General features: G+C 65.3%; 13 protein-coding genes and 1 pseudogene. 12 read left to right on the top strand and 2 right to left on the bottom strand.

From position 1 onward, the window contains the following. Positions 1-80: 80 nt before the first annotated feature. The 5 genes from AC5P8D_RS01975 to AC5P8D_RS01955 all read left to right on the top strand — a co-directional run bounded on the left by AC5P8D_RS01975 (position 81) and on the right by AC5P8D_RS01955 (position 3532). The gene (locus AC5P8D_RS01975) at positions 81-557 is read left to right on the top strand and encodes a hypothetical protein (protein WP_019338173.1); all 477 of its coding nucleotides are present in this window, start codon (positions 81-83) and stop codon (positions 555-557) included. Positions 558-660: 103 nt separating this feature from the next. Then, on the top strand, positions 661-930 hold the full coding sequence (locus AC5P8D_RS01970) for a hypothetical protein (protein ID WP_010484830.1): 270 nt from the start codon (positions 661-663) through the stop codon (positions 928-930). A gap of 125 nt (positions 931-1055) precedes the next feature. Next, a complete protein-coding gene (locus tag AC5P8D_RS01965) occupies positions 1056-1301 on the top strand; it encodes a hypothetical protein (protein WP_010484828.1) in 246 nt (81 codons plus the stop codon). Between the two features lie 97 nt (positions 1302-1398). Beyond that, positions 1399-1647 carry a hypothetical protein gene (locus tag AC5P8D_RS01960; protein ID WP_005410137.1) on the top strand — a complete coding sequence of 83 codons (249 nt, stop codon included), beginning with the start codon at positions 1399-1401 and terminating at the stop codon, positions 1645-1647. Between the two features lie 181 nt (positions 1648-1828). Then, complete coding sequence (locus AC5P8D_RS01955) at positions 1829-3532, top strand: ATP-binding protein (protein WP_495203026.1); 1704 nt, start codon at positions 1829-1831, stop codon at positions 3530-3532. Positions 3533-3540: 8 nt separating this feature from the next. Here the strand turns inward: AC5P8D_RS01955 and AC5P8D_RS01950 are convergent. Then, a pseudogene (locus tag AC5P8D_RS01950) lies at positions 3541-5053 on the bottom strand (FAD-dependent monooxygenase). Positions 5054-5135: 82 nt separating this feature from the next. On the opposite strand from AC5P8D_RS01950, the gene AC5P8D_RS01945 reads away from it, so the two are divergent. Both AC5P8D_RS01945 and AC5P8D_RS01940 read left to right on the top strand, forming a co-directional pair. Then, the gene (locus AC5P8D_RS01945; RefSeq protein ID WP_043398660.1) at positions 5136-5780 is read left to right on the top strand and encodes a TetR/AcrR family transcriptional regulator; all 645 of its coding nucleotides are present in this window, start codon (positions 5136-5138) and stop codon (positions 5778-5780) included. A gap of 74 nt (positions 5781-5854) precedes the next feature. After that, positions 5855-7996 carry a TonB-dependent siderophore receptor gene (locus AC5P8D_RS01940; protein WP_495203025.1) on the top strand — a complete coding sequence of 714 codons (2142 nt, stop codon included), beginning with the start codon at positions 5855-5857 and terminating at the stop codon, positions 7994-7996. A 58-nt stretch (positions 7997-8054) separates the two neighbouring features. Here AC5P8D_RS01940 and AC5P8D_RS01935 read toward each other — a convergent pair whose 3' ends face one another. Beyond that, on the bottom strand, positions 8055-8336 hold the full coding sequence (locus AC5P8D_RS01935; protein WP_099559583.1) for a hypothetical protein: 282 nt from the start codon (positions 8334-8336) through the stop codon (positions 8055-8057). Positions 8337-8546: 210 nt separating this feature from the next. Between AC5P8D_RS01935 and AC5P8D_RS01930 the strand changes: the two genes are divergently transcribed. The 5 genes from AC5P8D_RS01930 (at position 8547) to AC5P8D_RS01910 (ending at position 14597) form a co-directional block, all read left to right on the top strand. Further along, positions 8547-9221, top strand: a complete 675-nt coding sequence (locus AC5P8D_RS01930; RefSeq protein WP_019338179.1) for a response regulator transcription factor — start codon at positions 8547-8549, stop codon at positions 9219-9221. Next, positions 9221-10570: a sensor histidine kinase gene (locus AC5P8D_RS01925; protein WP_010484812.1), complete on the top strand. Its 1350-nt coding sequence runs from the start codon at positions 9221-9223 to the stop codon at positions 10568-10570. Before AC5P8D_RS01930 ends, AC5P8D_RS01925 begins: the two co-directional genes overlap by 1 nt. 323 nt (positions 10571-10893) lie before the next feature. After that, on the top strand, positions 10894-11310 hold the full coding sequence (locus AC5P8D_RS01920; protein ID WP_019338181.1) for a hypothetical protein: 417 nt from the start codon (positions 10894-10896) through the stop codon (positions 11308-11310). 135 nt (positions 11311-11445) lie between these two features. Next, complete coding sequence (locus tag AC5P8D_RS01915; RefSeq protein WP_019338182.1) at positions 11446-12636, top strand: efflux RND transporter periplasmic adaptor subunit; 1191 nt, start codon at positions 11446-11448, stop codon at positions 12634-12636. Then, positions 12633-14597, top strand: coding sequence for a MacB family efflux pump subunit (locus AC5P8D_RS01910; RefSeq protein WP_495203024.1), 1965 nt, complete (start codon positions 12633-12635; stop codon positions 14595-14597). Before AC5P8D_RS01915 ends, AC5P8D_RS01910 begins: the two co-directional genes overlap by 4 nt. The last annotated feature ends 82 nt before the right edge of the window (positions 14598-14679 follow it).

Raw genomic sequence — 14679 nt, 5'->3', positions numbered from 1 at the left:
CTCATCACCGCAGCGATGCTCCACCATCTGCAGGATCGGCGGCACTCCGCCGCCGGTCGCAACTTGGAGATGGAAGCCACGTGGCAGCAGGATCGACCAGGAACCGCGAGAAGCTGCTCGACGACCTGCTCTCGCTGGGCCGCAACTGGGCACTTGCCATCGCCATCGCCGGTGCCGGCGCGGCCGTCCACTACAACGAATCGGTCTACGAGGCCGGGCTCTGGCGTGGCCTGCTGCCCCCCCTCTGCTTCCTGGTCGCGATCATCTGGATCGTGCTCAGCATCATCCGCTTCGACCTGACCCTCCAGCAGCACTTCGAGCGCAAGCGCACGCGCTGGCTCAGCCGCCTGCTCTACGTGGTGCTGCTCGGTACCGGTATCACTGCCGTGTTCTTCGTGACCGAACTGGCGTCCAACAACCACATCGCAAGAATGTGCGACGCCGTGGCCAACGAACCGGCCAGCCGGATCCACAGGTCCGCCGAGTGCCAGCGCCTGTATCAGCATCGGGCGGCCTACCGGCAACGGCTGGAGTCGGCCGAGGGCGAGTTCGACTGAAGCCTGCGCCGGCTTCGCATCGCGTGCGCGAAAAACACATGGCGTGGATATGCCGTCGGGCACAGTGGCTGCGCCTCCCTTGCAGCGAACGAACGCCGCCGACATGCACCACCCACCCGCCCCTGCCCGTCACGATGCCATCGCCCTTCAGGCCGGTGTACTCGGCAGTGTGTTGGGCGTGACGCTGTTCAAGGCGATCGCACTGTCCGCACTGGCGAGTGGATCCTTGATGGTGATCGGGCTGTGGCTGCTGGCCTGCGCGCTGCTGGCTGCCTGGGCACTGGCCGCCTGCCTGGCCTGCCTTGCGCTGAGCCGGCGCGTATTCGTGCTGATGCTGGCGCTGAGCATGATGCTGATGATCTGCGTCGCCTGATCCCAGCAGGCGCGGGACTATCGCGCATCTGTTACAGAATAACAAGTGCGGTTGGTCGGATTGTGCGTGCCCGGGGTCACGGATTTGAATGCCATGGCCAGCCCGGCACCACCCGAGACCTCCCCATGACCCTGCAGCCCCTGCTTCGCGCCTCCCTCACCGCCGTTGCCCTGGCCTCGCTCAGCGCCTGTGCCACCTATGACGACAGCAACATGCATCAGGCCTGCCAGGAATCACCGCATCTGAAGGACCTGCCGCGCGAAGTGGCTGCCCGCGAGAGCCGCTGCAACAAGGGCATGGAAGTGTGGTCGAGCGAGCGCAAGGGCAGTGACAGGCCGATCGACCTGAGCGGCAGGAAGAAGGATCTCTGAGCCGCCTGGCATCTTGATCGTTCCGATGCATGCGGATGACCAGCCCGTCACGATCAGAAGGGCAGGATAACGCCTCCCCACCGCGACGACTTTCCCGATGCCGGCCACTGGTCACCCTGTCATCCATGCCTTTGAAGCTGTGTTCGACCTGTCTGGCGGAGTGGAGCGCATTACGGCGCTCACTGTCATCTGCCGGCACTGTTCTGAAACCCGCTCGGCCAGCGAAGACAACTTGGTCCAGCTGCCGGGCGGTGCCTTGTTCCGCTGCGATGGATGCGGCAGTCATCAGGCGGTGAGCCATGCGCGGGTTGCCGATTGGCAGGTGAATTCGCTTCTGGGTGTCTGAGGCTGGAATACGACGGTGCCATGACGCAGGCTGTTGGCGCAGGGATGATGGTGAAGTCAGAGGCCGCCCCGTGAGCCACCTCGTCGGCCCGAAGGGCCGATGACGGCCAGGGCGCAGGACCTGTGCAGAGCGCAATGACATCACCTCGGCTAAGCTGCGGCACCTTTCTTCACGCACGGCCATGCATCCCTTCCCCCTTCCTGTCTCGGCACCCGATCAACTCGCCTACCGGCTGCTGCAGGACAGCGACTGGGCCCGTTCCGCCGACGCCGCCAACGCTACTCCCGAACTTCGCGCTCTGCTGGCGATGATCCTGGATTCTCCGGAGCCGCTGTGGATCGCATGGGGCCGCGACAACAAGGCGTTCTTCTTCAACGATGCCTACCTGCCGATGCTGGGCGGCAAGCTCCACGGCGCCATGGGCAGCCGATTGGAAGACGTCTGGGCCGACGTCTGGGCCGACGTCGTCGATGCTGTCAACGACGCCTTCGGCGGCACGAGCCGCAGTTTCAAGAACATGCCGTTGATGATGGACCGTGATGGCACGTTGCGCGAGACATTCTGGACGTTCTCCTACTCGCCGCTGCGTGCCGGTTGCGGAGGCGTGGCCGGCATCATCTGCGTCGTCAGCGAGCAGACCGAACGGGTGATCGAGCGCGACCGGCACACGCGCCAGGTAGCGGCCATCACCGAGCAGGCACGCGAGGCCCACCTTGAACTGGTACGCGCCCGCGAACAGCTGCGGCAGTCGCAGAAGCTGGAGGCCATCGGCCAGCTGACCGGCGGCGTTGCACACGACTTCAACAATCTGCTGCAGGTCATCACCGGCTCCGTGGACATGCTGCTGCATACCTGGCCAGCCGGAGATGCGCGCCTGCGCTATGTACAGGCCATCGAAACCGCCGCTGACCGCGCCACTCGCCTGACCGCCCAGCTTCTAGCGTTCTCGCGTAGACAGAGCCTGTCGCCGCAGGTGTTCGACCTTTGCGAGAGCGTGCGCGCGCTTTCAGACATCATCACCACAGTACTGGGTGCGCGCATCTCCGTATCAGTAAACCTGCCCGACGCCCCGTTGCCGGTACTGCTGGACCGAACCCAGCTCGACACCGCACTGATCAACATCGCGGTGAACGCGCGCGACGCCATTGACGGCCACGGCAAGGTGACGATCGATGTGGAACAGCTGACATCGGTGCCTTCCGTGCGGTTCGCGGCGCCGATGAAAGGCAACTTCGCTGCGATCAGCGTCAGCGACACCGGTGCCGGTATCGATCCGTCCGTGGTGGACCGGATCTTCGAGCCATTCTTCACCACCAAGGGAGTGGGCGCGGGCACCGGGCTTGGCCTCAGCCAGGTGTTCGGCTTCGTCAAGCAGTCCGAGGGCGAAGTGGACGTACAGAGCCAGGCCGGTGTCGGTACGCGCTTCACGTTGTATCTGCCGCTGGCGCAGGAAAACGCCACCATCGAGCTGCCGACCACGCAACAGGGGCTGCTGCATGGCCACGGATTGTGCGTACTGGTGGTGGAAGACAACGTGGATGTGGCCGAGTTTGCAGTCGGGGCGCTGCGCGAGCTTGAGTACAACGTCGTACTCGCGCGCAATGCCGACGAGGCGCTGGCGGAGCTCGAGCGCGACGCTGCGCGTTTCCACGTGGTGTTCAGCGACGTGGTCATGCCCGGGACCAATGGGCTGGATCTCGCCCGCACCATCCGCAGCCACCTGCCCGATCTTCCGATCATTCTCACCAGTGGCTACAGCGAACTGCTGGCCCGCGATCCAGGACACGGTTTCACGCTGCTGCGCAAGCCCTACTCACTGAAGCAGCTGGCCTCCGTGATGACCGAGGCCAGCCGTCGCTCGCAGACGATGGTGACTGCGTTTTAGCCGGCAGATCACCGCGTCGGACCGGTCCAGGAAGCAAGCGCCGAATCAAGGCCGGGCATATCTCCTCCTATGCCGCAGGTCCAGGCAACGATGCCATCCGGGCGCACCAGCACCGCCCCCAGACCCGATGCCGCATCTCCAGTATCTGCGGCGCAGGCGATGGAAGGCTGCCAGCGTTGGCCATGCTGCGGCGGCGAAGACGCCGGGTCGAAAACAAGCAGCGCCCCCTGCCCCGCTCTCAGCAGTTCGCCCAGGCGGCGGCCATCGGCCAACCGGAAGTCCGGCGCGCTCCTGCCGACCAGCGGGTGCTCTCCGCCAAGTTCCAGCTGCTGCGAAACACCCCAGATCCGCTCGGCCAGATACGTGGCCCCATCGCGGGTGCCGGCCAGGTCGGCCATGATCGCTGCCAGCGCGCGCGAGCCGGCCCCGGGACGCATCAGCGCAACCTGCGCGCGCGACCATGGTGCCCACCGGATGGCGCTCAGACTGATAGCTGTCCAGCAGCGCCTCATCAGCCTTGCCCCGCACTACGGCGGCCAGCTTCCAACCGAGGTTCATCGCATCGCCGATGCCAAGGTTCAGCCCCTGGCCGCCCAACGGTGAATGCATGTGCGCGGCATCACCTGCCAACAGCACACGGCCGCTGCGATAGGCCGTCGCTTGGCGCGCAGCATCGGTCCATGTCGTGGCCAGGTGCAATGCAGTGATCGTTGCCTCGCGGCCAGACACCCGCCGCAGCAACGCTTGCGCGGAGTGCCGGTCCAGTGGCGTGCGATGGCCCGCGCCACCGTCGAAATCGGCCAGCGCCAGCAGGCCTGGCGGGTTGAAATTGCACATCCCGTGATCGGTGAACTGTCGGCCCGGTGTGAGTACACACCCATCTGCCAGTTCGACCAGCAGCGTGTAACCGGTGAACTCCGGCCCGGTTCCAGCAAAGATGAAGCCCGATTGCTTGCGTACCGTGCTGCGGGCCCCATCACAACCGACCAGCCAGCGGCCGTGGACCCTGCCGGAGCCGATGTGCACGGCAACCTGCGCCTCGTGCGCATCCACCGCCTGTACCGCACGCCCGCGTTCGATGCGCACGCCCAGCGCAATCGCACGTTCGGCCAATACCGTTTCCAGGGCCTGCAGCTCCACCGCCATCTGAGTACCCACTGGCGTCGGCAGGCGCCAGCTCCAGCGCGTGCGGTCGACGTCGTCCAACGCAAACGGAATGCCGGCGAAGTGGCCACCCAGCGCCCGCGGTTGCGCCAGCCAATGGGCGGTGCCCAGCGGCGGCGCGCCCTTGTCGGGCTTGAGCACCTGAGTCGCGACGACCGCGTCCAACAGGCCACGCCGATCCAGCGCCTCCAGCGTGGGGACGTTCAGGCCGCGCAGCCCGAATGGCAGGTGCTTCAACGGCGAATCAGCGGACCCGGCCTGTTCCAGCACCAGCACCGAACACCCGGCATGGGCCAGTTCGCAGGACAGGAACAAGCCAACCGGGCCAGCACCGGCAATGACGACGTCGTACAGCATGGAGATTCCTTGTGAGCGCCGGGTCGGCGCTCTGGCGGGACAAATGTTACACTCGGTGTACGTTTTCACACGTGAACCACCCATGACCCCGCTTCCTGGCCGTCGCGAGCAGCGCAAAGCCGAGACCCGACAAGCGATTTCCGACGTCGCCACCGAGCTGATCATCCGGCGGGGCTTCGAGGCCGTCTCCATGTCCGAGATCGCCGAAGCCGCGGGCGTCTCACGCAAGACGGTCTTCAACTACTTCGCCAGCAAGGAAGACCTGGTGTTCGATCGCGATGAGGAGGCGCGCACGCTGCTGCGCGAGGGCATGATGGCGCGCAGCGGAATGACCCCGCTGATGGCCTTCCAGTCACTCGTGCGCGAGTTGCTGGAGGCGGGCCATCCACTGCTGCGCATCAATGCCGGTGCTGCCGCCTTCTGGGGCACCGTGGCGGAGAGCCCGGTACTGGTCGCGCACGCGCGACGTCTGCAGGCGCAGTTGACTGACGATCTGGCGCAATTGATGGCCGACGCTGTCGGCCGGCCCGGACATGACGCCGAAGGGCGATTGGGCGCGGCCATGCTGCTGGCGTCGATGGTGGCGGCCTATGAGAAAGGACTGGCAAGCCAACTGCAGGGCGAGGACCCGCGCGAGGCCATGCTGCAGCTGATCGTGCGCGGCGCCAACGGGGTACTGGTGGCCTTGGCGGGCACCCCATATACGGACCCCGGCGCGCGTCCATAGCGCATTCGGGGGATAGGTTTCGAAGTGTTGCAAATGCTACTCTTTCTCATTTGCAGACACATAACCCCTCCCCAATGCCCCTTCCCACACCCCTGCAACGCGCCCTGTACCTGGCACTGACCCTGCCCTTGGCACCGCTTGCCCATGCTGCCGAGTCCTCTACTGCCGCGCCCAAGGACCTGGACAAGGTCGAGGTTCGCGGACGTGCACAGGCGCTGTACCGGGTGGACGATGCCGCGGTCGGCACCCGCACGGATACACCGCTGGAGCTGGTCCCACAGTCGATCCAGGTCATCCCGCGTGAACTGATCGACGACCAGGCGGCGCGTCAGGTAACCGATCTCTATCGCAGCATCAGCGGCATCAGCTATTTCAGCTATGCCGGGGTGACCCTGCGCGGCTTCCGCCAGGAGAACGTGCTGTATGACGGTCTGCGCGGCGACCCGTATGCAGGATTCTCGGTGCCGCAGTTGTTCAACATCGAGCGCGTGGAAGTGCTGAAGGGACCGGCAGGCGCGCTTTATGGCGGGGGTGATGCGGGCGGTGTCATCAACTACGTGACCCGCAAGCCCAAAGCCGCTGCCGAGCGCCGCATCGAGGTCCAGCTGGGCGACAAGGACTTCCGTGCCGGATCGATCGAGGGTACCGGGCCGTTGAATGCCGCCGGCAGCGTGCGCTATCGCGCCGGGCTCTATGCCGACAATGAAAAGGGCGTGCGCTGGAACACCGACAGCGAGAGCGTGATCGGCGATGCCTCGCTGGCCTTCGACGTCGGACAGACCAGCGAACTGGTGCTGCAGTTCACCGACATCACCCAGAACCTTGGCGGCAACCGTCTGCGCGGCGTGCCGGTCAACGATGCAGGCACGTTCCTGACCGACCGCCGCTGGAACCACAACGAGGCCAGCGACTTTCTCGACATGCGCGCCAAGGTGGCGCTGGCGCAGTACCGCTTCGCGCCGCTCGACACGCTGGACCTGGACTTCGCCGCCCGCTGGTTCAGCAACAACGAGCACCAGATGTACCACGAGCCGATGGGCCTGCTCGATCGTGACCGCGATGGCGTGGCCGAATGGATGACCCGCCAGCTGCGCAACCAGATCCGCGACAACGACGCATTCACTGCCAACGGCAATGCAGTCTGGCGGGTGACCACCGGCGCGGTGGAGCACAAGGTGCTGTTCGGCGCCGATGTATACCGGCTGGATGCGGACTTCACCGCACAGACCGCGAACAGCGCTGACCTTGCGCGTGGCGCCGGGCCGGTGCGCGGCATCGACCTGTTCAATCCCGTGTACGGCGCCAGTACCTGGCACGACTACAACCTGGCGGCCCTCCCCTGGCGCAGCACGTCCACCCGCAGCAAGCGCTATGGCGGCTACCTGCAGGACGAACTGGCACTGGGCACGCGCTGGCATGTGCTGGCCGGACTGCGCTGGGATGGCTTCAAGGATGAGGACCGCATGGGTGGCAGCAGCGTGGATGGCAACGATCTCAGCTGGCGGCTGGGTGGCACGTTCACCGTGCGCGAGGGCCTGAATGTCTACGCCAACGTCGCCAGTGGTTTCGTGCCGCAGAGTGCCGCCAACCAGAACCCGGCCGCTGGCGGACCGTTCGATGCCGAGCGCAGCAAGCAGTGGGAAGTGGGCATGAAGTCGCTGCTGGCCGACCGTGTGACCTTGAACATGGCGGCCTACCGGATCGACCGCAGCAACATCGTGCAGGCCACCGGCGAGGTGATCGGTGGCGTGAACCAGTTGGCCGCGCTGGGCCTGGTACGTAGCACCGGCATGGAGCTGGACCTTCTGGCCGACCTCACCGAGCGCTGGGTGCTGAACCTGACCTACGCCTACAACGATGCGCGGGTGAAGGACGCCGGCCCGAATGGCATCACCAACGCCTCCGGCGACCGATTCGCCAATGCGCCGCGCAACAAGCTGGGACTGTGGACGCGTTATGACCTGCCGGCGATCAACTCCGCCATCGGCTTTGGCGCCGATCACGTCGGCGAACGCCTCAGCCTGGATGGGCAGACGGTCAAGGCCTACACCGTGTTCGACGTGAGCTGGAAGACCACGTGGAGGCAATGGCACTTCCAGGCCAACGTCAAGAACCTGTTCGACAAGGTGTACGCGGCCAGTGGCTTCATTGAACGCAACGGGCATTTCCCCGGCGAGCCACGGCGGGTGTATGTGCAGGCGGCCTACAGCTTCTGACACAGGGCTGCGAACCATGATGACAGGGGGAGGTGGCTGCCCACCTCCCCTCCCGGTGTCAGTGCGAGCAGGCCACCAGCATCGAGCGGGTGGCCATCTGGGTGGAGGTGAAGCCGTTCTTGTTGCCCACCGCGATGGCGTTGCCGTCGTCGCCATCCTTGCTGAAGACCACATAGCCGCCTGGGCACATCTGCCCGGCCTTTTCGTAGCAGCCACTCCAGGAGCCGGAGCCGCTGCAGTCGATGGAGACGCCGCGTCGGCCATCGGGGGTAACGGTCATCCTGGCGGTGGTGCAGCCACTCAGCGCGGCCACGAACAACAACGGAACGAACAACTTCATGGGTACTCCAGGGGGTGGGATCAGCGGAAGGGCGCCAAGGCTGGAGTGCCCGGATTGCGCGAACCTTGCGCCGACATCCGCTTTCCTGCGTCCATTACAGCCTTGCGGGACATCGGGAAGGCACGCCATGTTCACGCAATGTTCCTGTCATACGGTGCCGGCGCGTGCCGAACCGCCCCGCCACGCCCCCTTCCTGCGCAAACCCCGCCGATGCACATCCTGCTGATCGAAGACGAAGCCGAACTGGCCGCTACCCTGAAGTCCGCCCTGCAGCGCGAGCGCTACGTGGTGGACCTGGCCAACACGCTGGCGCTGGCCCGCGAAGCGGCCCTGTGCGGATCGCACGACCTGGTATTGCTGGACCGCACCCTGCCCGACGGCGACGGACTGGGATTGATTTCGCTGTTGCGTGAGCGCAACCCCGGGGTGCCGATCATCGTGCTGAGCGCGCTGGGGCAGCTGCCGGACCGCATCGCCGGCCTGGATGAGGGCGCGGACGACTATCTGGCCAAGCCCTTCGCACTGGAGGAGCTGTTCGCCCGCATCCGCGCTGCCGGGCGCCGGCCGAGCGGCATGCAGGTGGAACTGGTGAGCATCGGCCGGTTGGTGTTCGACCCGGCATCGGGCGAGGCGAGCGTGGGCGGGCAGCGGCTGGAGCTGCCGCGCCGTGAGATACGTGTACTGGCCGCGTTGGCCCGGCGTCTGGGTCGCACCGTGCTGCGCGAGTCGATTGAAATGGCGGTGTATGGATTCGATGACGGCATCCATTCCAACACGCTCGATTCGCACGTATCGCGCCTTCGCCGCAAGCTGGCCGATGCCGACGCAGGAGTAGAGATACACGCCATCCGCGGTGTCGGCTATCTGATGCGGGAAGCCAAATAATGGCGCGTCGTCCATCGCTGAAGCGTCCGTTGATCGTCAAAACGCTGATCTATCAGCTAATGGCGTTGCTGGTGGCGTTCTTCGCGCTGCTGATGGTGCTGATACGTGCCGACAGCGGTGGCTACTACACCATCCAGACCTTTGCGCCGGTGGCCGCCGACGCGGTGCACCGCGACCGCAATGGCGAACTGTACGTGCAGAACACACCGGAACTGGCCGAACTGCTGAAGATCGTTCCCGGTGCATGGTTCATCGCCGAGGATGAGCATGGCCACTACGTTACGTTCGGACCTGTGCCGCCGGCCTATGCCTCGCTGGTAGGCGCACTGGATGGCATCCCCTTTGGCGACCTGCGCGGGCGGGATCGCAGCGATGGCCTGGCCGTCGTGGTCCGCCAGCACAGCGGGCCGGCCGGCAAGCTGACCATCATGGCCCATGGCGAAACCGATACGCTGACCTGGCAGATGGCGCTGGCGGCACACATCATCACCCTGCCGATCTTCCTGCTGCTGGGCCTGGCCACCATCGTCCTGACACCGATCATCGTGAGACGGGCCCTGGCCGGGGTGGAGCGCATCGCCGAGGAAGCCCGCAACATCTCCGCCAGCCGCCGCGGTGTCCGCCTGACAGAAACCGCTGTGCCTGTGGAGATCGCTCCGTTGGTGACGGCGGTGAATGAAGCACTGGAGCGGCTGGACGAGGGGCACGAACGGCAACGCCGCTTCATCGCCGCCGCCGCGCATGAGCTGCGCACACCCATTGCGATTCTGAGGGTAAAGGTCGATGCGGCCGACGACGCCACCTCGTGCAGCCTGGCCGTGGAAGTGGCGCGGCTGGCGACGCTGGCAGAGCAGCTGCTGGATCTGCACCGCATGGACGAAGACGGGCCGAAGGAAACCATCAACCTGGCGCGGGTGGCCAAACGGGTGGCCGCCGATCTGGCGCCGCTGTTGATCCAGTCGGACAAGACCGTAGCCGTGGCGGTGGAATCACATTTCCCGGTGCTCGGCGAGACCGGTGCAGTGGAGCGGGTAATTTCCAACCTGGTACTGAATGCTGCCGAACATGGCGGACGCCAGATCATCGTGCGCGTTCAAGGCAGCTGCCTGGAGGTCGAGGACGACGGCCCCGGCATACCGGTCGACCAGCGCGAACGGGTTTTCGAACCCTTCCAGCGGTTGAGGCCGCGGCAGACAGGCGCGGGCCTGGGGCTGAACCTGGTGCGCCAGGTGATCGACCGCCACGGCGGCCACGTCACGATTCTGGATGCGCCAGGCGGTGGTGCATTGATCCGTGTCGAGTTTCCATTGCATCCGGGCGTGACCAGCACGCCACCGCTGGAGCACTGAACACATCGCATGCACCTGTGTAACCGGCGCCTGTCCATACGTGGCCGGGAGCGAGGACAGGCAAGGTTGCGGCAATGTTCGCTGGACAGCATCGGGGTGTGGCACCTGCCGTGCCACCGCGCTCCTATCTGACAGGAAGCCTGCATGTGACCCAGGGAGCTCCCCCACCGTCCCCTTCCGCACGCACTGTGCCACCGCGGAATTCGCCGGGACTTACGGCTGCCGCATGGAATCGCCGCCCACACAATGTCCGCGCGCCCGGCCTGCAACATTGGCCGCTTTGGCTGCGGACAGTCCCCGATATCGAGCGCGCTGGCGTGTTGATGCGGCTGTTCGGCGCGTTGTTTCTGCTGCTGCCCGGCATTGCGCTGGTGGCTTCAGCGTATCGGCATGCGAGCACAGCGGTGGCGACGGCCGTGCTCCTGTTCGTTGCCGTGCATGCTGCGCTGCATGGGCTGGCGGCATGGCGGGCGGCAACCCCGCACCCAACGCCACCGCTGCTGCGGGCCCTGGACGGCCATGCCGCTGGGATAATGATTGCCAGTACGCTGCTGATCGCCATCGGTGCAGGAATGGCGAAGCTGCATGCTTCGACCTTCCCCTGGTTGTTGGCCAGCGCGGCGATTCAACTCTGCGCTGCGCGCATCGCAGGTCACCGGCTGCGAAATGCACTGCTGGTTCTCGGTAGCGCCCTGCAGTTCATCGCCGTGGCACTGCTCGCTCTTCATGCCGCGCGCTGACACAACGATCGCCCCGCAAGGTTCGCGCAACCCAGCGCATCGAGACTCGACGGCCAACCACGTCTGCCCCGACAGACGTGTGTCTCTTCTGTCGCAAGGACCCCCGATGACCTGTCTCTTCTGGTTGCTGAGCCGATGAGCACCGTACCCCGCAAGCGCCGCCGTGCGCTCATCGTCGCTGCCGGCCTGCTGTGCTGCGCGCTGACTCTGTTCGCGTGGTTGCGGCCCGCACCACCTCCGCACCTGCAGGTTGCACCGGTCGCTCGCGGCAGCATCGAACAGGTGGTGGAGGCCACTGGCACGCTGAAGCCCTCGCAACTGGTAAGCGTGGGTGCACAGGTCTCCGGACGCATCGATACCCTGCATGTAAAGCTGGGCGACAAAGTGAAAGCCGGCGATCCCATCGCCGACATCGACTCGCGTACTCAACGCAATGCATTGCTCAGCGCGCAGGCCGCACAACGCACCGCGCGTGCCAACCGCGATGCGCTGGCCACCGACCTGCGCCAGTTCGAGCTGACACTGCATCGGCAGCAGCAACTGGTGGCCTCGCAACTGGTGGCCCGCGCCGACTTCGATACAGCCAAGGCCAAGGTCGATGCCACCCGTGAACAGGTCGCTGCGCTGGACGGTGAAGTGGCGCGCCGACAGACCGACGTCGATGTTGCTCAGACCAATCTGGAGTACACCCGCATCACCGCCCCCACCGACGGAACCGTACTGGCCGTGGTCGCGCGCCAGGGGCAGACCGTGAATGCGGTGCAGAGCGCCCCCACCATCGTGATGCTGGGCAACCAGGATGTGATGACGGTGTACGCCGAGATCTCCGAGGCCGACGTCGTACACACGTCTGTTGGCCAGGAAGCATTCTTCACCATTCTTGGTGATGCCGGCCGCCGCTACAGCAGCACGTTGCGGGATATCGCGCCAGCGCCGGAATCGATCACCAACGAAGACAGCTCCAGCCTTGCTGCACCGGCAGTGTCGGGTGGCAGCCGCACGGCCATGTACTACAACGGCCAGTTCGACGTGGATAACGCCGATGGCCGCCTGCGCAGCTACATGACCGCGCAGGTCCGCATCGTGCTGGGCCGCGCCAACAACGTACTGACCATTCCCTCGGCCGCATTGGGTGCGCGCGCCGCCGATGGCAGTTACAGCGTGCAGGTACGTGGTGCCGACGGCCGCGCCAGCACGCGGCGCGTCACTACCGGGCTGGATGATCAGATCCAGGTGGAAGTACGCACCGGGCTGAAGGAAGGCGAACAGGTCGTGCTGGCGCAGGCCGACGCCGAAGCCACCAGCGCACCCACGCAGTCCAGATGAGCACGACCACGACCGAGCCGCTGCTGCGCGTTCGCGGCGTACGCCGCGAGTTTGCGGCAGGCGAGCAGACATTGGTGGTACTCGACGGCATCGATCTGGATATCCACGCAGGTGAACTGGTGGCCATTGTAGGCCAGTCCGGTTCGGGCAAGTCCACGCTGATGAACATCCTGGGCTGCCTGGATCGCCCTTCCGCCGGTGTCTATCAGATCTCCGGGCGCGAGACCGCACAGATGTCGCCGGATGAACTGGCCGAACTACGCCGCGAACACTTCGGCTTCATCTTCCAGCGCTACCACCTGCTGACCGATCTGACTGCACTGAGCAATGTGGAAGTGCCTGCGATCTACGCCGGCATGCCTGCCGATGCACGCCATGCGCGTGCGGCCACGCTGTTGTCGCGGCTTGGCCTGGGCGAGCGCATGCAGCATCTTCCTGGTGAGCTGTCGGGTGGCCAGCAGCAACGCGTTTCGATTGCACGTGCGCTGATGAATGGCGGCGCAGTGATCTTCGCCGACGAACCTACAGGTGCGTTGGACACGCATTCCGGCAAAGAAGTGATGAAGATCCTCGGCGAGCTGCACGCCGAGGGCCATACCGTGGTGCTGGTTACGCATGACATGGCCGTGGCCGAGCACGCGCAGCGCATCATCGAAATCCGCGATGGGCGGATTGTGGATGATCGTGCAACCGGTACTGGTCTGTCAGCGGGCGTGGCGACGCCAGCCGTGACCCAGCCTGTGGGCAACAGCGGCTGGCGGGTCTGGCGGGACCGTTTCGCTGAAGCCTTCCGCATGGCATTGCGCGCGATGAACGCCCACCGCATGCGCACCTTCCTGACCATGCTCGGGATCATCATCGGCATTGCATCGGTCGTAGCGGTGGTGGCACTGGGTACCGGCGCACGGCAGGCCATCCTGTCCAACATCTCCTCGTTGGGTACCAATACCATCGAAATCTATCCCGGATCGGGCTTTGGCGACCTCCATTCCGCGCGGGTGGAAACACTCACTCCCGGCGACAGCGTGGCCCTTGCCCGGCAGCCATTCGTGGACAGCGCCACCCCCGGTGTTGCCACCAGCGGCACTGCCCTGCGCGGCAACCGTTCGGCCAGCGTGCAGGTGCAGGGCGTCAGCGAGCAGTATTTCCGCGTGCATGGCCTGAAGCTGGGCGAAGGCGCATTCTTCGGCCCACCGGGTGTGAGCGGCTACCAGCAGGTCGTGGTGATCGACGCCAATACCCGCGCTCGCTTCTTCGCTGCCGCGGACAATCCCATCGGCCAGACCCTGCTGCTGGGCAACGTGCCTGTGCGTATTGTGGCCGTGGTGAAGAAAGATGCCGGTGCTGCCGGCGATGCGTCACTGCTGCGGGTATGGCTGCCTTACACCACCGCCATGGCACGCATGCTGGGGCAGAGCCACGTGTCCAGCATCACCGTACGCGTTTCCGATGCGATCAGCATGGAAGCGGCTGAGCAGGCCATCCGACGATTGCTGACGCGGCGTCATGGCAGCACCGACTTCTACATGAGCAACAACGCGCAGATCCGTGAATCCATCGAACAGACCACCAGCATCCTGACCATGATGATCAGCTCCATCGCAGCCATCGCATTGGTGGTCGGCGGGATCGGCGTAATGAACATCATGCTGGTGTCGGTGACCGAGCGCACCCGCGAGATCGGCGTGCGCATGGCGGTGGGCGCGCGCCGCAGCGACATCCTGCAGCAGTTCCTGATCGAATCGGTGCTGGTCTGCCTGCTCGGTGGTGTACTCGGCATCGGCGTGGCCCTTGCGTTGGGCGCGGCTCTGGAGCTGGCCGATGCGGGCTTCAGCCTGGTGTTCTCCGTCAACTCGATTCTGGCCGCCTTCGCCTGTTCCAGCCTGATCGGCGTTGGCTTCGGATTCCTGCCGGCACAACGTGCCGCACGGCTCGATCCGGTGGAGGCACTGGTCCAATAGCCAATGCATCTACCTGTATTGACAGCAGGTTCGCGCAATGTCCGCAGTGTGTACTACGGCTACCGAGAATGTCCGCACAGGA

This window comes from Stenotrophomonas sp. YJH_SMC_101-4 (assembly GCF_059370395.1).
Note: the sequence above shows the minus strand (reverse complement) of the source record. Positions and strands in the feature narration are given on the sequence as shown.